Origin of the sequence: Rhodococcus sp. NPDC079359, from assembly GCF_040702585.1 — a bacterium.
In the GTDB taxonomy this organism is placed as follows: domain Bacteria; phylum Actinomycetota; class Actinomycetes; order Mycobacteriales; family Mycobacteriaceae; genus Rhodococcoides.
The window spans coordinates 44,629-61,215 of record NZ_JBFBLH010000003.1; the positions used below are offsets into that span (position 1 = coordinate 44,629).

Here is a 16,587-nt window from a genome sequence, read left to right on the forward strand (position 1 = left end):
GGTATCCATGCGGGGTGGACATCCTCGCTTCTCGGACAATTCTTCGGCCGGTCGACTACGACAGAACTCTCGAGTTCTACCGTGACGGTCTCTCGTTGGCGGTGTGTCGCGAATACCCCGGTGGGACGGTGTTCTTCGCGGGGCAGGGCCTGATCGAGGTCGCAGCGCACCATCGTGGTGACGAATCGGGGTCGTTCTCCGGTGCCCTGTGGCTGCAGGTACGCGATATCGGTTCTGCTACAGAGGAATTGACCGCAGCCGGCATCGAGATCGTCCGTGAGGCGCGAACCGAGCCGTGGGGTCTGATCGAGATGTGGATCGAGGATCCGGACGGGATTCCCATCGTGCTGGTGCAGATTCCACAGGATCACCCGTTGCGAAAGGACAACCGCTAACGGTCTTTCACGCCGTCGGCGATCGTGCGAAGCACTGCCGTTGCCGACTGCGGCCGCGACCACAGATATCCCTGCGCCAGCGTGCAACCGAGTTCGAGGGCCGCGTCGGCTTGTTCACGACTTTCGATGCCTTCGACGATCATCGTCAGATCGAGATCCTTCGCCACTCCGGCCAACGACCTGATCATGGCGCGTCCGGCCACGGTGTCGACGAACCTCGTCAGGTGCCCGTCGATCTTGATGCCGTCGGGCTGCAGCGTCACCAGTCGTTCGAGCGAAGACCAGCCCGAGCCGAAATCGTCGAGCAACACCCGGAAGCCGAGCCGGTGCACGTCGTCGATATGCCTGCGCAGCAGCGGCCCCGGCGTCACGGCAGTGGTCTCGGTGAGCTCGAGCGAGATCGACGACGGCGACACCCCGGAGGACGCGATGGCACGCTGCAGCTGACTGACACCGTCGGGATGGGCGAGGTGGCGTCCGGAAATGTTCACGGTCAGTCGCAGGTCCGGACGGTGGACGTGCCACTTCTTCATTTCGGCAGCGGCCTGGGTGAGCACACTGAGGTCGACGTCGATGATCAGTTCGCTGGCCTCGGCGAACGGTACGAAATCCGCCGGCACCACCATCCCCCTGGTGGGGTGGTGCCACCGCGCCAATGCCTCGAAGCCGACGATCTCCTCGGTGCGCAAGTCCACGATCGATTGGAACCAGGGCACGATGTGACCGTCGGCGATGGAGTCGGCGATATCGTTGTCGCTGCCCAGCCGAATGACGCCGGATCCGACGCGGCGATGCAGATCGAGCTGCTCCTCGAGCACCGACGCGAACTGTTCGAGTTCCTGCATCTGCTCACCGGAGAGCGGACGGGGCGTGCGATCGAGCAGGCAGAGGGTGCCGATGACCAGGCCCTCTCGCCCACGCAGCGGAACCGACGCGTACGACGCGATGCCGTTCTCGTCGAGGATGGCGCGCTGCCGAGTGGTGGCGTGCACGCGACCGTGCGCCACGACTGCAGGTTCGCCGGAACGCACCACGTCGTCGCACAGGGTGTCGGCTCGCACGACGGTGGACACCGGCGGTCCACCGATGTTGACCAGCGTGTACTGAGTGTCTTCGTCGAGCACATTGAGCTGTGCGATGGCGAATCCGACGCTGCGTGCGGCGAATTCGACCGTCGATCGCAGAGCAGGCGTCGTCGCCTCGAAATCGAGGTAGCGACGGGCGGAGTCGCTCTGCCGGCGAGACTGGGAGCGCGCGGGGTCCGCGACCTCACCGTCCACCGGCATCACCTCGCAACGACCAGCCGGGCCCGTTCTGGAACCGGATCCAGGCGAGTTTAACCGTGCCGGATCTGCAGTTTCGACCGATAGCCCAACCTGGAGCGGTCACAACGACGGATAGCGCGTGTGCAGCAGCCGATGCCGCAGCACGGCTGCGGCGAGTCGCTTGCCTTCCTCGGTCGCCACCGAACCGGACGGCTCCGGTTCCGAAACACCCGGTCCCGACGCGCCCGGTTCCGTCGGCTCGAACGCTCCGAGGGCCCCCAGTTCGGCAATCAGGGTCCGCGCCAACGGCTCGGCGTGCTCGGCAGCGGGCTCCTCGCCGGAATGGGTCCACCCTTCGGCGCGCAGCAGACGCGCGAGGTCGTCTGCTGTCGCGTCCACGTCGGTCACCTCGTGACCGACGATCATCCGTGCCAGAACCACCTCCGCGGCAATCGTGTCCGGGTGATATTCGGTGCCGACGATGCCTGCGGTCAGCACTCGCCAGAGCCCGTCGGAGCTGAGCTGCCGTGTCCGCGCCGTCGGCACCAACCGCCCGGCGGAACGACGCAACAAACGCACCCTCATCAGGAGGCGTCGGACAGTCAGTACTTTCTCCGTGTCGAGTTCGCGGCCGATGTGCAAGGGGCGTTCGGCCGGAGGAAACACCGTGGTCGCAATGCTCGCCACCAGCTCGTCCGGCAGATACCCGGCGTCGGTCAATCCGACACCGTCGCCGATGCATCCGATGAAGCTCTCCAGCCTGCGCACGCAGCCGTACACGGGCCGGGCGGCCTCGTGCAACGTCTCGCGCAGCCCCAGATAGAGCTCGGCCCGCGGTGCGCTGTAGTTGCTCCACAGGTCGATGCGGTGGTCGAGAAGCTGCTCGAGCAGGACCGCCTCGGAGTCGTCCTTACCTCGATCGGACGTCAGCACAGCATCGGTGACGCCGCGTCGGCGCATGGCCTGCGCGTTGGTGCCGAGCGGTCGCCCGCCGGGCTTGGACGGCTCGAACTCACCGGCGATGGTCGCGACTTCCAACGTCTCGCCGATCTTCTCGACGATGGCCCGCTCGACGCCGGTCGGAGCGTCCTGCCAGGTGACGAGATCGGTGTCGACGGCACCGATACCCGATTGTTCGGTGGCGGCGCGATAGTGCTGCAACCAGACAGCATCGTCGGAGATCCGCACGAGTTCCTCGGTGACGGTGCTCCGAGCTATCTCCGCGTATCCGACGCGTCCGAGGCGGTCGAGTAGGTCGCCGAGCGCACGGGCGATGTCGACCGCACGATCGGGCCCCTCGGCCGCGTGGCGCAGATACATCCACAGGTAGGTCTGCACGGAATGTTGCGTCGGGCCCGCGGGCGGAGACACATCGACCAGACCGTCCCACCCCAAGCGCGCATCGGCGGCGAGCGCGGGATCGACGGAATCGAAGTACGACAGAGCTGCCCACACCGCGTCGTCCATGCCCGATCCCTTCACGATGTTCCACTGTTCCACAGCAACTCGACGTCGGGTGACAACCGCCGGGCCGACAGGTGCGCCCGTCCGAGTTGAGCCCAGCGACTAGCCTCGAGTCCGTGCTCGAGAGCGTATCCATTCCGACGGGACCGGCAGCGGCGAACATCATGCCGCGGCTGAGCCGCATGCTCGCCGGCGACGACCCGGCCCTGCTTCCCGTGCCGGCCGACGATCCGCGTGAGACCGAGCGCCTGCACGACGCCTTGGCACCGGGAACACCCATCGACGACGGCGTCGCGCTTGTCGTCGCGACCTCCGGAACGACGGGCATTCCCAAGGGAGCGATGCTGTCGGCCGCTGCGCTGGTGGCGTCGGCAACGGCCACCGAGGAGCGACTCGGCGGACCGGGGTCGTGGCTGCTGGCGCTGCCCGCGCACCACATCGCCGGAATGCAGGTGCTGCTGCGCAGTGTGCTCGCCGGAACCTCGCCCGTGATCATGGACGTGTCGAGAGGTTTCGATCCCACCGCTCTGATCGACGCGATCGGCCGGATGTCGGGGCCCTTGCGCTACACGTCGCTGGTTCCAGGGCAGTTGGTGAAGGCATTCGAGATCCCGGAGGCCGTGGCTGCGTTGGCCTCGCTCGATGCTGTGTTGTTGGGCGGGGCGGCAACACCGATGCCGTTGCGGACGAAGGCACACGACGCGGGAATCCGATTGGTGCGGACCTACGGAATGAGCGAAACGGCCGGCGGCTGCGTGTACGACGGAGTTGCACTGCGCAACACGGTGGTTCGCATCGACGACGGCAGGGTCGTGTTGGGGGGAAAGACCTTGGCCTCGGGATACCGCGGACTGCCCGACCACCCGGCCTTCGCCGAACCTGGATGGTTCCGCACCGACGACGCCGGAACCATCGTCGACGGCGTGCTGAGCATCTCGGGGCGACTCGACGAGGCAATCTCGACCGGCGGATTGACCGTCGTGCCGCAGGTCGTCGAGGCTGCACTGGCCACCCACCCCGCGGTGCTCGAATGCGCCGTCGTGGGATTGCCCGACGAGCGCCTGGGCCAGAAAGTGGTGGTCGCGGTAGTCGCCTCCGCTCCGGTGACACTGGCGGACTTGCGCTCCCACGTCGCCGCATCGCTGGACATCACCGCGGCACCCCGAGAATTGTTCCTACTAGATTCACTGCCGACACGAGGGCCGGGAAAACTGAATCGGGCGAAACTGCGAACGGTGCTGGAAAAACGCTGAGTGACTGGGGAGTTCCGACCGAGCGCAGCGGTCTCGAGTTGAGCACTGCGGTTCCGGATCGAGCGCAGCGGTTCCGGATTGAGCGCAGCGGTTCCGGTTAGACCGCAAATGCGCGCGCGTTTGTCAGGTGCGCGCGGACTGGTCTGCGAACAGGTGGCGACACTGCGCGCGTTCAGCAAACGCGCACGCATTTGCCCCGGAGTGCTCACTCGAGCGGCGTGCCTTGATGGTGCACCAATTCCCAACCGGTGTTCGTGCGTCGCCACAGCGAGGTTCTGCGAGCTCGCGCATCAGGTGTTCTCGAAATCCACTGCAGCAGAACACAATCTGCACCGATTACCCGTCCGATCGGTTCGATCACCTCGATCTCGACGGGGCTTTCGCTGCTGAGCAAGTCGAGTATCGACGACTTGTCCCACACCGTTCCCGAGGCTCCGACTTCGGTGAAGTCGTCGGCGAGCAGGAGGGCAAGCCTCTCGCGATCGCGTCGACACTCCGCAGTCTGTAGCTCTCGTTCGAGCTCGAGAACTGTCGACAGATCGATATCAGCGTTGGGTCGACCGGCAGAGACAGGCGGCATTGCTGCACTGTCTCACGCACGAACGCCTCACGCACGAATACCTCACGCCCACCCACCTCACGCACGAATGCGCGCGCGTTCGTCAGGTGCACGCGAAGTCGTCGGCCAGCAGGTAGCGAACCTGCGCGCGTTCGGCAAACGCGCGCGCATTTGCGCCGGTGGTGGGTGGGCGAACGACCGAGCAGCCGACGCCTCAGCCCGCCATTTTCTCGTACAACCGCTCGACGTCGGACTCGGACCAGTTGGCAGGCTCGAGGATGTCGGCCCACATGTTCACCGCGTCGGCTCCGTAGCTGTGGCCGTGGCCGTCGTCGACGTTCGTGGAGAAGACCTGATCGAACGTCAACTGCCAGAAGGTCACGAACGGGAACCACTGCACTCCGGGATCGACGTCCGCGCCGCGGGGTTCTCGTAGCCAGTCGGGCCGGTTCAGGATCAGATCCGGCGACCACCACACGATGGGGTCGGATGCGTGCTGCCAGTACACGATTCGGGGCTCTTCCCATTGCCCGCCGATGTCGAGGTCACCGGACGAGCTGGCGAAACGAACGTGCTCGCCACCGTCGATGACAGGCAGGATCTCGCGAGATCCGGCGTCGCGCCCACCGGTGATGCGGGCCCACTGCGGGGTGAAGTTCGGGTTGCCGACCCACAGGGCACCGTCGATGCGCGCGATCATGTCCTGCGCGCCGCTGAACGCATCCTGTCCGCCATAGGCACCGAGGCTCTCGCCGAACAACACCAGCTTCGGTCGCGAATCCTCGGGGAGTTCGCTCCACACCTCGTACACCGCCTCGAAGAGGGCCCGTCCGGCATCCTGGGGAGTCTGGCGATCGGCGAGAAATGCCATCGGGCTCGGCAGGAACGAGTACTGCATCGACGCGATCGCCGAGTTGCCGTCGTACAGGTATTCCAGAGGGCGAGCGACGCTCTCGTTCACCCACCCGCGCCCGGTGGTCGTCGCGACACCGAGCACAGCGCGAGAAAATGCGCCGGTACGGTCGAGCTCTGCCACCACCCGCTGGGCCACACCTTCGACGGTGTCCGCGGACTCCACGCCCGCGTAGGCGCGGATCGGTTGCACCGCAGGCCTTCCGGTGAACTCACTGATCTCGTCCGGCGATACCCCGGACACGACGAAGCGTCGACCCTCCTGCCCCAGGGAATCCCACTCCTCGTTCGAGGCGTCCGAACCCGACAGTTCGGCCGCGGTGGGCTTCTCGACGCCCTCGTGATTGCCGCGGTCCGCAGTGGAGGCCGATCTCTCCGCGACCGCCACGATGCCGCGAATCAGCGCGCCGTTGACGGCGAACACCACCAACAGGGCTACGACGATCACGCTCGCGATCCTCGCGACCGGCCTCGGCACGTACTGCTTGCCCCATCGCGTCAACGCACGGGTGGCTCGCCGCAGCAGACGACCCAAGGCGAGCACTCCCACGGCAACCACCAGCGAGACCACCAGCACCGCGATGTACAGCGGCCTCCCGGGATCCTCCACACCGACGAGCTTGCGGACGATCTGCTGCCACCACGATCCCAGGATCAGGAACAGCGGAATCACCACCACCGCGGCCACGGCCAGCGCCCACCACCCGCGTCGACGCCACTGCTCCGACCAGTCGGGTGACACTCCACAGATCCGCACCACCCACGCGATCAGGCAACCCACTCCGTATCCGATCGCGACGCTGATTCCGGTGGCCACCGCCTGCAGATACCAGACCCTGGGCAGCAGCGACGGAGTCATGGACAGCGCGAAGAACACCAGAGCGAAGAAAATCCCGACGGGATGCAGTGCGCGGCAGTACCGATCCGCTCGTGAGTCCTGCCAATACGAACGAATCGCGGCCGACCGCTGTGTGGTCATCCGCAGATCGTATTTCTCCGCCGACTGGGCCGCACCCTCTTCGACATGCAAGCATTCACCGCATGAGTGTTCTGGTCTGCTTCCACGCACATCCCGACGACGAAGTATTCGGCACCGGCGGAGTCATGCGGCTCGCCGCCGATGCCGGCCACCGCGTTGTCCTGGTCACCGCGACCGACGGTGCCCTCGGTGAGTTTCCAGACGGAATCCTCACCGACGGTGAGACACTGGCCGAGCGCAGACGCGTCGAGCTGGATCGTTCGGCAGCCGTTCTCGGAGTCTCCCGCATCGTGCGGCTGCACTACGCCGACTCCGGAATGGCCGGTACTCCGGAGAATGCGAACCCGGAAGCCTTCTGCAACGTCGACGTCGACACCGCAGCGCAACGGTTGGCCGACGTATTGCTCGAAGAGCAGGCGGACGTCGTGACGATCTACGACCCGAACGGTGGTTACGGGCACCCCGACCACATCCAGGTTCACGTCGTCGGCAAGCGCGCCACCGAGATCGCCGACACTCGATTCGTCTACGAGACCACCACCAACCGCGACCACATGCGCCGACTGATGGAGGCCAATCCGCACTGGGGTGAGGAGGCGTCACCGCCGGACATGGACACGTTCGGTCTGCCGGAAACCGAGATCACGACGGTGGTCGACGTCTCCAGCGTCATGAACGCGAAACGGGGTGCAATGGAAGCCCACGAAACACAGGTCGGTGACTTCGGACCGTTTCTGCAGATGTCCGTCGAGGACCTCGCCTCCACCTTCGGCACCGAATGGTTCCGAAAGCTGCGCGGCACGGGCGGCGTCGGCCTGACGGAGACCTCACTCCCGCTCTGAGCTGGCCGAACAGCGGACGCAAGCGCGACGGCCACCAGATCGTAGACCGGTGATGCAACTCCATAGACCTGACCATCGGATTGTTTCGAGCCTCTAACCAAACCGCGAGACGGTACAGTGTTCACGTCGCCTGTCATGAGGGCGAGTTCTTCAGACCCGAACACCGTCATCGAAATGGAGAGGCCGGAGAAGCGATGCGTTCGTCAGTGGGTGTGTCCCTGGGCACGTGCGGCATTCGCACGGCGCGGACCACCGAAAACGGTGCATGGACCGACGGCACCCCATTCGACGACTGGCAGTTCTCCCCCACGGCATCCGACGTCGCGCGCGTCGTCCGCGGCATCGTCGACAGTCCGGACGCGCCCCAATCTCTCGGCGTCGCCTATCGCACCCCCGAAGAACGCACCCAGATCGCCGAAGCACTGGCCGAGGAGTACGTCTCCGACGTCCACCTCATCGACAAGACCGGCGCGGCAATGGAGTACCTGCGCCCGGGGCTCCCCTCCCACCACCGGACGATCGCGCTGTTCGACGCGGGCGAGACCGGTGTCGACGTCGACATCGTGGACGTCGAATCCGGCCGCTCCTACGGTTCCGCGCGGACCACCGCCATGAGCGGTGCCTCCTTCGACGCCGTGGTCCGGGAACACATACTCGGACTCGGCATAGTGCGTGCGCCCCAATCTCCGGACGAGGACAGTGCGCTGACGGCTTTCTGCCGCGGAATCAAGGAAGCGCTGTCCTCGCACCTGACCACCAGCACCCCCGATGGCGAGCACATCCTCCTCGAGCGGCACATCTTCGAGTTGTCCATCGCACGCTCCACCGAGCAGGCCGCCGAGACGGTTCGCCGACTCGGCCGCGAGGCAGAGTTCTACCCCGACGCCGTCGTCGCGATCGGCGGCACGTCCAACATTCCGCTGGTCCGGGCCACCCTCGAACGCTTCCTGCAGCTACCGGTCGTGGTCCCGGACCGGCCCGAGCTCGTTGTCGCCGGCGGTGCCGCGGTGCACGCCGCCCACGTCGACGCCACCCACGTGCCGCCCCTCGTCTCGCACCGTCCAGCCCTGGCGCGACTGGGCATGATCGCACTTCCGATCGCCGGCGTCATTGCCGCCATCGGACTGTTCACGGCACTCGGATCCAGCGACGAGGGTCAACCGCTGAGCACCCCGTCGAGCGTCGGTGAATCAGTGTCGCAAACCACCAGGCCGTCGAGTACCAGCACGACGACGACCACGCCGGCACCGCTTCCCGACATCCCTCCTCCCCCACCGACAACCACCGCACCTGCGCCGGCCGCCGCAAATTCCGCGCCCTACGTGCAGTACCAGCAGCCGCACTACTACCCGCCGGCACCTCCGCCCGCACCCACGGTGCCCCTGCCACAGATTCCCGGTGTCCAGATGCCCGTCATCCCGTTGCCGGTATTGCCACGCCTGCCGTTCTGACCGGCCGCGTTCTCACCCGTCGGACAGATACGGAAAGATCGTCGCTCATGGCCACCACAGCGCAATGGATCGAAGGTGCGCGACCGCGCACGCTCCCGAATGCGATCGCCCCCGTCCTCGTCGGCACCGGCGCGGCCCTGTCGCTGGACGGAGGAGTGTGGTGGAAGGCGCTGCTGGCGTTGGTCGTCTCGTTGGCTCTGATCGTCGGCGTCAACTTCGCCAACGATTACTCCGACGGAATCCGGGGCACCGACGACGAACGAGTCGGGCCACTGAGACTGGTCGGCTCGAAGGCTGCGTCCGCCGGTGCCGTCAAGAAGGCCGCCATCGGTTGCTTCACAGTCGGCGCCGTGGCCGGATTGGTTCTGGCAGCGACCAGCGCCTGGTGGCTGGTCATCGTCGGACTCGTCTGCATCGCCGGTGCCTGGTACTACACCGGCGGCTCGAAGCCGTACGGATACAGCGGTTTCGGCGAGATAGCCGTGTTCGTGTTCTTCGGTCTCGTTGCGGTACTGGGCACCCAGTTCGTACAGGCCGAGCAGATCGATTGGGCCGGCGTGTTGGCTGCAGTGGCCGTCGGGTCGTTCTCCAGCGCAGTACTCGTCGCCAACAACCTCCGCGACATCCCCACCGATACCGAATCCGGAAAGCTCACGCTGGCAGTGCGATTGGGTGACATGCGCACTCGCTACCTGCATCTCGCGCTACTGGTGGTGCCGTTCGCGATGACGGTGGCACTGATTGCCCGCACTCCATGGGCGCTGGTGGGCCTGCTCGCGCTCCCCTTCGCCGCACGCGCCAACTCCCCGGTACGCAAGGGCGCTCACGGATTCGAACTGATTCCGGCACTGCGCGATTCGGGCCTGGCGATGCTCGTCTGGGGCGCAAGCACAGGAGTGGCGCTGGCCTTCGCCTAGCGCTTGTCGGGAACGAACGCGCCCAGCAAAAAGTTCACGATCGAAATGATGATCGCGCCCCAGAACGCCGCGGCGAACCCGACAATCTCGAGGCCGTAGCCGGTCTGCGACGACAGCCAGCCCGTCAACAACAACATCAACGCGTTGATCACGAGAGTGAACAACCCGAGCGTCAGAATCAGCAGCGGCAGCGACATGAGCTGCACCAGCGGTTTGATGAACGCATTGACGACCGTCAACACGGCCGCGATACCGAGCAGGACCACGATGTCCCACCCATCGCCGCGCCCCGAGCTGGTGACAGTGATGCCATCCACGAATTCCTTGGCAACCCAGATTGCAACGGCATTGATCACGAGCCGAATCAAAAAGTTCATGGCGCCATCGTAGGGTTCGTGGACGGCCGAGGGCTACGACGTACTCAGCGCTCAAAGTCGATGTCGACAGTTACTCGCCCACGATCGTCGCGAGTCGCCACGGCAAGGCCGGAATGATGGACGCCGCCGAGGTCGACATCGACCCGTCCGCCGTCGTTCTCGAAATTTCGCCACCAGTTCTTCTTGTCCGGAACGGCCACCGCAACCTTCACGTGATTGCCTGTTCGCTTGTAGGCCACCGGCAGTGAGAACTTCTTGCCGGACTTGCGGCCGGTGTAGGTCAAAATCCCCATCGACCGTCCGAGAACCCTGTCGAGCACCGGCACCTTCATGACGACCACAAAAACCTTGTTGAACGCTGCTGCCGACTTCTGAAAGGTATTCACTGCGCCGCCTCCGGGCTTGCCCTGCACGTGATGACGAGCGTAGCGGCGTTGCATGCAAATGAAGTTGTCACTGCGAAGAGACACCGTCCTGCATCGGCGCCAAAACTTGTCGGTGCCCGGTTCTACACTTCTCGGCAACGGGTCGAATACGTGTTCGGCCCTTCGTCGCTGGGGGGTGACATGGGGCTACGTGAGTCGACGTGGATGGCGAACGATCACTCTGCGCTCGCCGACGTCCTCGGTGCGCGCCGGACGATAAACGCCGCTGCCGCATCGGAACTGGCGCTCATGGACGAGTACGTTCGCGGCCGAACGGCATGCGCCTCGCCGTGGGACACAGGAGTGACCGAGAAGGATCTCTACAGCTCGGCGATCTGCGAGCTGGCCGCGGCAACGTCGTCCACCTTCGCCGCCATTCACAACAAGCTTCAGATGTGGCGTCAGCTACGTCCCCTCGTACGGAACAGTTTCATCAACGGATCGCTCGACAAAGAGCGAGTCAAAACGATCCACGACCATCTGCTTCATGCGCGTCCGGAGACAGTCGTCGCCATCGAAGCCGAGGTTCTCAAAGCTGCCGGAGAGATGGCACCGGGCCCCCTGGGTCGCGAGATCGACCGACTGCTCATCGAGGCCGATGCCGAGTGGGACCGCGCGGTACGCACACGTGCCGCGCGAACCGAGAAGCGCGTCCGGGTTCGTCGACGGGCACGAGGGCTGTCGAGCCTCACCACGGTGATGACCGATGGCGAAGCCGACGAACAGCTTTCGCGAATCGATGCCGAAGTCTCCCGCTTGCACCCCGAGGATCCACGTTCGGACGATCAACGACGAGGCGACGCACAGACCGCACTGATGCGCGGCGAGACACTGCTGTGCGAGTGCTCGACATGCCTGACCTCTCGGGGTGACGTCGCAGATGCCGAGGCTCCCGAGCACTGTGAGCCGATGGCAGCAATGCCCGAACGTTCGGATGCGAATGCCGACGCCACCGGTGAAGCAGCCACCGCGGGTTCGGGTTCCACACGGCCGGGGTCCGAGCGCCCAACGAGGGAGCCACTGGGCAGGGCACTGACGGGCCCGCTGCCACCCGACACACCACCGCCCGTCTCACCAGCACCCGACGCACCGCCACCCGACGCACCAACACGCGACGCACCGCCACCCGATACAGCGGCTCGATCGAGACCGGGCGGAGGGACGTTGATCGAACGCTGGCGTGCCATCGTCGAGAACAACCCTCGCGGCGCCCACGCCCTACACCCCGACGGCCACGGAGGCATGACGATTCCGCCGCCGGGGGCACTGACCTATGCGCCGAGCAGAGCCCTTGCCGCGCAGGTTCGCGCCGAACATCCGTACTGCCTGCATCCTGGCTGCAACGTGCCTTCGGAACGGTGCGACCTAGACCACATCGTCGAATTCGATCGGCAGAATCCGGAACGAGGGGGATGGACGATCCGGACGAACATCGGCCCGCGCTGTCGGCTCCACCACAACCTCAAAACACGGAAGCTCTGGCGCACCGAATTACTCCCGGAAGGAGTCCTGCATATCGTCGACCCTCTCGGAAACCACTACTTCACCGCGCCGACCCTGTGAAAACCGATCGCCTAGGGTTGGTTCGGTGAGCACCGCGAATCTGACCCGGACCGAAACTCGCAGGCGATCGCGCCACATCGGCGGGGTGAAGTACCGCGTTCACCTCGATCTCCTGCGCGCAGAGGACGCAGACCTCGACACCTTCGAGACCGTGACGACCATCGAATTCGACGCGACCACCGCTGCGACCTGGGTGGACTTCATCGGTGCGGCAGTAGACCAAGTGACCGTCAACGGTATCGACACGCCGGTCGACTACGACGGCTCACGGATTCAACTGGTCGGGCTCACCGAGCACAACATCGTGCGGATTCGCGCGCGCGGACGATACAGCCGGTCGGGTGAAGGACTGCATCGGTTCGTCGATCCCGTCGACGACAACGTCTATCTCTACACGCAGTACGAACCGGCCGATGCACGCCGAGTGTTCGCGAACTTCGAACAACCGGACCTCAAAGCTCCCTTCACTCTCACTGTCACGGCTCCGCCGACATGGACCGTACTGTCGAACCGCGAGGGAGTCACAGCCGACACGGTCACCACCTTCGCGCCGACCCTGCCGATCTCGACCTACATCACCGCAGTTGCGGCCGGCCCGTATCATCGCGTCCAATCAATTTGGACGCGAGGCGAACTCACCGTCCCCCTCGGTGCCTATTGCCGGGCGTCTCTCGCCGAGTACTTCGATGCCGAGGACATCTTCGACATCACGAAACGAGGCCTGGACTTCTTTCACGACAAGTTCGACTACTCATACCCGTTCGGAAAGTACGACCAGATCTTCGTCCCCGAGTACAACCTCGGCGCGATGGAGAATCCCGGCCTCGTCACGTTCACCGAGTCGTACGTATTCCGTTCTGCGGCAACCGAAGCCCAGTACGAGGCCCGCGCGAACACGATCCTGCACGAGATGGCGCATATGTGGTTCGGCGACCTCGTCACGATGCAGTGGTGGGACGACCTGTGGCTCAAGGAATCCTTTGCCGACTTCATGGGTGCATTTGCATCGGCCGAAGCGACCCGATTCACCGACGCCTGGGTCAGCTTCGCCAACCGACGAAAAGCGTGGGCGTACCTGCAGGACCAACTTCCGACCACCCACCCGATCGTCGCCGACATCACCGATCTCGAGGCCGCGAAGCTCAACTTCGACGGCATCACCTACGCCAAGGGGGCGAGCGTCCTCAAGCAACTCGGGGCGTTCGTGGGCGCAGATGCCTTCTTCGCCGCCTCCCGCAACTACTTTCGCGCGCACGCCTTCGGAAACACGACTCTGACGGACCTGCTGAGCGAGATGTCGACCGCCAGCGGACGCGACCTCGACACCTGGGCTGCAGCATGGCTGCAGACCACCGGCGTCTCCACGCTCAGCTACACCGGCGATGCCATCGCGCAGACGGACCCGCGGCCTCACCGAATTGCCGTCGGGCTCTACGACCTCGACGAGGCCGGAAATCTGACGAGAACCCACCGACGAGAACTCGACATCGCCGAGGAACGAACGCCGGTCGACCTTCCCGAGGCCGCGCTGGTGCTGCTCAACGACGACGACCTGACATACGCCAAGATCCGATTCGACGAGCGCTCCAGTACGACCGTGCGCAACCACCTCGATCGCATCGTCGACCCTCTCGCCCGGGGCCTGGTGTGGTCAGCGTTGTGGAACTCCACCCGCGACGCCGAGCTGTCTGCACTCGAATACATCGACATCGCAACCAGATTCGCACCCAACGAGCCCAAGATCGGTCTGTTGTCCGCAGTCACGGCCAATGTGGCGTACGCCCTCGAGCATTACCTCCCGGAGGACCGACGGCGCGAACCCACTCGGCAGTGGCTCGAGGCGTCGTGGACGCAGCTGCATGCGAGTGAGCCAGGGAGCGATACCCAGTTGGTGTGGGCGCGAGCCACCGCGGCCGCGGCCCAACTCGACGGCTCCCGCGCCGCAGACCTACGCGCACTTCTCGACGGCACGGCGACCGTGCCAGGTCTGCGCTTGGATCCCGACCAGCGCTGGTCGTTCTGGCTGGCTCTGGCCGCGACCGGAAACGCGACCTCGGCCGAGCTCGATGCAGAGCTGGCCTCCGACAACACGTCGTCTGGACGCACCTCACACACGGCGGCGTCGACGGCGATCCCCGACGCCGAGGTCAAGGCAAGGGCGTGGGCTGCCATCACCGAGCGCGACGATGCGTCCAACGATGTTCTCGACGCCTTCATCACCGGCTTCGGGGCCGGGCACCGGCCGGACCTGACGCAGGGGTACCACGACCGGTACTTCGAAGCCATCGCGCCGTTGTGGACCTCGCGCAGCATCGAAATCGCACGGCGAATCGTCGTCCGCCTGTTCCCTCAGCAGTCGTCGACGGTAGCCGCGGACAGCTGGCTTGCCGAGCACGAGTGGGCACCGGCTGCCCTGCGGCGCTTGGTGATCGAGCAACGAGACCACCTGGCGAGGAGCCTGCGGGTGCAGGCGCGGCTAGGGTGATGATCATGGCCACCAACGACACTCGACGCTCGATCGCCACGTCCGCACTCGCTGCCGGTGGATTGCTCGGCGGCTTCGCCGTCGCCCGGCAGTCGCACAACCGTCAGCTCGGCGGAGCCGTACTGGCCGCTGCGGGTGTGGCATGCACGACCCGGTGGCAGAAGTCCTCGGGCTCGGCCCGCGCCGGTGTGCTGCTCGGGACCTATCTCGTCGCGTTCGGTGCCTCGCACCCGCTGGCCAAGAAGATCGGTGCCTGGCCGGCGGTCGTCACCGTCGCCGCTGCAACTGCCGCGGCGTCGATGGCGGTGAGCAAGTAGATCTCCTCAGAACACCCCGGTACGAACGAACTTTTCGAGGGCTGCGGTCGGTTCGTCGAGATCCATACCCTGGCTCGAAACCCAGGCGTCGTCGAAGTAGGTCTGCGTGTACCTGTCTCCGCCGTCGCACAGCAGAGTCACCACGCTCCCGCTGCGGCCTGCTGCGATCATTTCCGCGATCAATCCGAAGGCACCCCAGATGTTGGTGCCCGTCGATCCGCCCACTCGTTTACCGAGTGCGTCCGAGGTGAATCGTGCGGCGGCCACGGAGGCTGCGTCGGGCACTGCGATCATTCGATCGATCACCTGGCCTACGAACGAGGGTTCGACGCGCGGTCGGCCGATGCCCTCGATGCGGGAGGACAGCCCTGTCTCGTAGCACGCGTCTCCGGACTCGTAGCCGCCGATGAACGCCGAATTCTCGGGGTCCACAACCGCCAATTGCGTTGCATGCCTGCGATATCGGATGTACCGGCCGATGGTGGCGCTGGTCCCTCCGGTCCCCGCACCGACGACCACCCAGTCTGGAATGGGGCATTCCTCTAGCCGAAGTTGGTCGAAGATCGACTCGGCGATGTTGTTGTTTCCGCGCCAGTCGGTGGCTCGTTCGGCGTGCGTGAACTGGTCCATGTAGTGGCTGTCCGGCTCGGCCGCGAGTCGATGCGCCTCGGTGTACATCTCGCCGGGCTGATCGACGAAATGACACCTCCCGCCGTGGGACTCGATGAGTGCGATCTTGGCCGGGCTGGTGCTCCGAGGCATCACGGCGACGAATTGCAGTCCGAGCAGTCCGGCGAAATAGGCCTCACTGACGGCAGTGGAGCCCGACGAGGCTTCGATCACCGTGGTGCGTTCGGTGACCCATCCGTTGCAGATTGCGTACAGAAAGAGCGACCGAGCCAGTCGGTGCTTCAGGCTGCCGGTGATGTGCGTCGATTCGTCCTTGAGGTACAGCGAGATTCCCCAGGCCGAGGGAAGGGGGTATCGCAACAGGTGTGTGTCGGCGCTGCGCTGGGAATCGGCCTCGATCAACCGGACTGCATTGTCGACCCATGCCCGTGAACCCGAGTGATCGACCGTCCTTGTCATTTCTTGCCGTCTTCACCGCGCAGCTTCGACTGCAGATCAGCACGCGCGGTGCGCCTGTCCTCGTCGACTGCTGCGATGGACTCGTTGACGCGGATGCGCATGTTCTTGAACAGGAGCAGCGACAGAGGTAGCGAGATCAGCACGGCGAAAATCGCGGCGACGAGTACCGGAACCTCGACGCCGAAGAGTAAACCGATGCCGACGATGAGTGCGCCGATCACGATGACGAGCGCCAGGCGCGCGAAGGTGTACACACCCAGGTTCACGGCGAGAGACTTCTTCGCCGACCTACCT

16 protein-coding genes are annotated in these 16,587 nt (G+C 65.2%); 8 read left to right on the forward strand and 8 right to left on the reverse strand.

Going from position 1 to position 16,587, the window contains the following annotated elements; translation table 11 throughout:
* The first annotated feature begins 14 nt into the window (after nucleotides 1-14).
* Complete coding sequence (locus AB0362_RS08340) at nucleotides 15-395, forward strand: VOC family protein (RefSeq protein ID WP_317534314.1); 381 nt, start codon at nucleotides 15-17, stop codon at nucleotides 393-395.
* On the opposite strand, the gene AB0362_RS08345 is transcribed toward AB0362_RS08340, so the two are convergent.
* Nucleotides 392-1,675, reverse strand: a complete 1,284-nt coding sequence (locus AB0362_RS08345; protein ID WP_366235452.1) for an EAL domain-containing protein — start codon at nucleotides 1,673-1,675, stop codon at nucleotides 392-394. The genes AB0362_RS08340 and AB0362_RS08345 overlap by 4 nt on opposite strands.
* A gap of 105 nt (nucleotides 1,676-1,780) precedes the next feature.
* Nucleotides 1,781-3,142: a hypothetical protein gene (locus AB0362_RS08350; RefSeq protein WP_366235453.1), complete on the reverse strand. Its 1,362-nt coding sequence runs from the start codon at nucleotides 3,140-3,142 to the stop codon at nucleotides 1,781-1,783.
* A gap of 146 nt (nucleotides 3,143-3,288) precedes the next feature.
* Between AB0362_RS08350 and menE the strand changes: the two genes are divergently transcribed.
* Nucleotides 3,289-4,377, forward strand: coding sequence for an o-succinylbenzoate--CoA ligase (gene menE, locus AB0362_RS08355; RefSeq protein WP_366235622.1), 1,089 nt, complete (start codon nucleotides 3,289-3,291; stop codon nucleotides 4,375-4,377).
* 205 nt (nucleotides 4,378-4,582) lie between these two features.
* Here menE and AB0362_RS08360 read toward each other — a convergent pair whose 3' ends face one another.
* Nucleotides 4,583-4,957 carry a nuclear transport factor 2 family protein gene (locus AB0362_RS08360; RefSeq protein WP_317810253.1) on the reverse strand — a complete coding sequence of 125 codons (375 nt, stop codon included), beginning with the start codon at nucleotides 4,955-4,957 and terminating at the stop codon, nucleotides 4,583-4,585.
* 193 nt (nucleotides 4,958-5,150) lie between these two features.
* A complete protein-coding gene (locus AB0362_RS08365) occupies nucleotides 5,151-6,827 on the reverse strand; it encodes an alpha/beta hydrolase (RefSeq protein WP_317810255.1) in 1,677 nt (558 codons plus the stop codon).
* 62 nt (nucleotides 6,828-6,889) lie between these two features.
* Here AB0362_RS08365 and AB0362_RS08370 point away from each other — a divergent pair, with 62 nt between their 5' ends.
* The 3 genes from AB0362_RS08370 to AB0362_RS08380 all read left to right on the forward strand — a co-directional run bounded on the left by AB0362_RS08370 (nucleotide 6,890) and on the right by AB0362_RS08380 (nucleotide 10,037).
* A complete protein-coding gene (locus AB0362_RS08370; protein ID WP_317784569.1) occupies nucleotides 6,890-7,669 on the forward strand; it encodes a PIG-L family deacetylase in 780 nt (259 codons plus the stop codon).
* 194 nt (nucleotides 7,670-7,863) lie between these two features.
* Nucleotides 7,864-9,120 (forward strand): Hsp70 family protein, encoded by a 1,257-nt coding sequence (locus AB0362_RS08375; RefSeq protein WP_317810257.1) that lies wholly within the window; start codon nucleotides 7,864-7,866, stop codon nucleotides 9,118-9,120.
* Nucleotides 9,121-9,167: 47 nt separating this feature from the next.
* Nucleotides 9,168-10,037, forward strand: a complete 870-nt coding sequence (locus tag AB0362_RS08380; RefSeq protein ID WP_317784567.1) for a 1,4-dihydroxy-2-naphthoate polyprenyltransferase — start codon at nucleotides 9,168-9,170, stop codon at nucleotides 10,035-10,037.
* Here AB0362_RS08380 and AB0362_RS08385 read toward each other — a convergent pair.
* Entirely contained in the window at nucleotides 10,034-10,414 is a 381-nt protein-coding gene (locus AB0362_RS08385; protein WP_037187032.1) for a phage holin family protein, read from the reverse strand. The two genes, AB0362_RS08380 and AB0362_RS08385, sit on opposite strands and share 4 nt — an antisense overlap.
* Before the next feature lie 44 nt (nucleotides 10,415-10,458).
* The gene (locus AB0362_RS08390; protein WP_317810258.1) at nucleotides 10,459-10,854 is read right to left on the reverse strand and encodes a nitroreductase/quinone reductase family protein; all 396 of its coding nucleotides are present in this window, start codon (nucleotides 10,852-10,854) and stop codon (nucleotides 10,459-10,461) included.
* 150 nt (nucleotides 10,855-11,004) lie between these two features.
* Between AB0362_RS08390 and AB0362_RS08395 the strand changes: the two genes are divergently transcribed.
* From AB0362_RS08395 to AB0362_RS08405, 3 genes are read left to right on the forward strand one after another with little or no spacing between them, the layout of a single operon-like run.
* The gene (locus AB0362_RS08395) at nucleotides 11,005-12,402 is read left to right on the forward strand and encodes a hypothetical protein (protein ID WP_317810260.1); all 1,398 of its coding nucleotides are present in this window, start codon (nucleotides 11,005-11,007) and stop codon (nucleotides 12,400-12,402) included.
* Nucleotides 12,403-12,427: 25 nt separating this feature from the next.
* Nucleotides 12,428-14,887 (forward strand): aminopeptidase N, encoded by a 2,460-nt coding sequence (gene pepN, locus AB0362_RS08400; protein WP_317810262.1) that lies wholly within the window; start codon nucleotides 12,428-12,430, stop codon nucleotides 14,885-14,887.
* Between the two features lie 5 nt (nucleotides 14,888-14,892).
* Entirely contained in the window at nucleotides 14,893-15,204 is a 312-nt protein-coding gene (locus tag AB0362_RS08405; RefSeq protein WP_317784563.1) for a hypothetical protein, read from the forward strand.
* A 6-nt stretch (nucleotides 15,205-15,210) separates the two neighbouring features.
* On the opposite strand, the gene AB0362_RS08410 is transcribed toward AB0362_RS08405, so the two are convergent.
* Both AB0362_RS08410 and AB0362_RS08415 read right to left on the reverse strand, forming a co-directional pair.
* Nucleotides 15,211-16,293, reverse strand: a complete 1,083-nt coding sequence (locus AB0362_RS08410; protein WP_269595751.1) for a PLP-dependent cysteine synthase family protein — start codon at nucleotides 16,291-16,293, stop codon at nucleotides 15,211-15,213.
* Nucleotides 16,290-16,559: a DUF4229 domain-containing protein gene (locus AB0362_RS08415; RefSeq protein WP_068046413.1), complete on the reverse strand. Its 270-nt coding sequence runs from the start codon at nucleotides 16,557-16,559 to the stop codon at nucleotides 16,290-16,292. The genes AB0362_RS08410 and AB0362_RS08415 overlap by 4 nt, the downstream gene beginning before the upstream one ends.
* Between the last annotated feature and the right edge of the window lie 28 nt (nucleotides 16,560-16,587).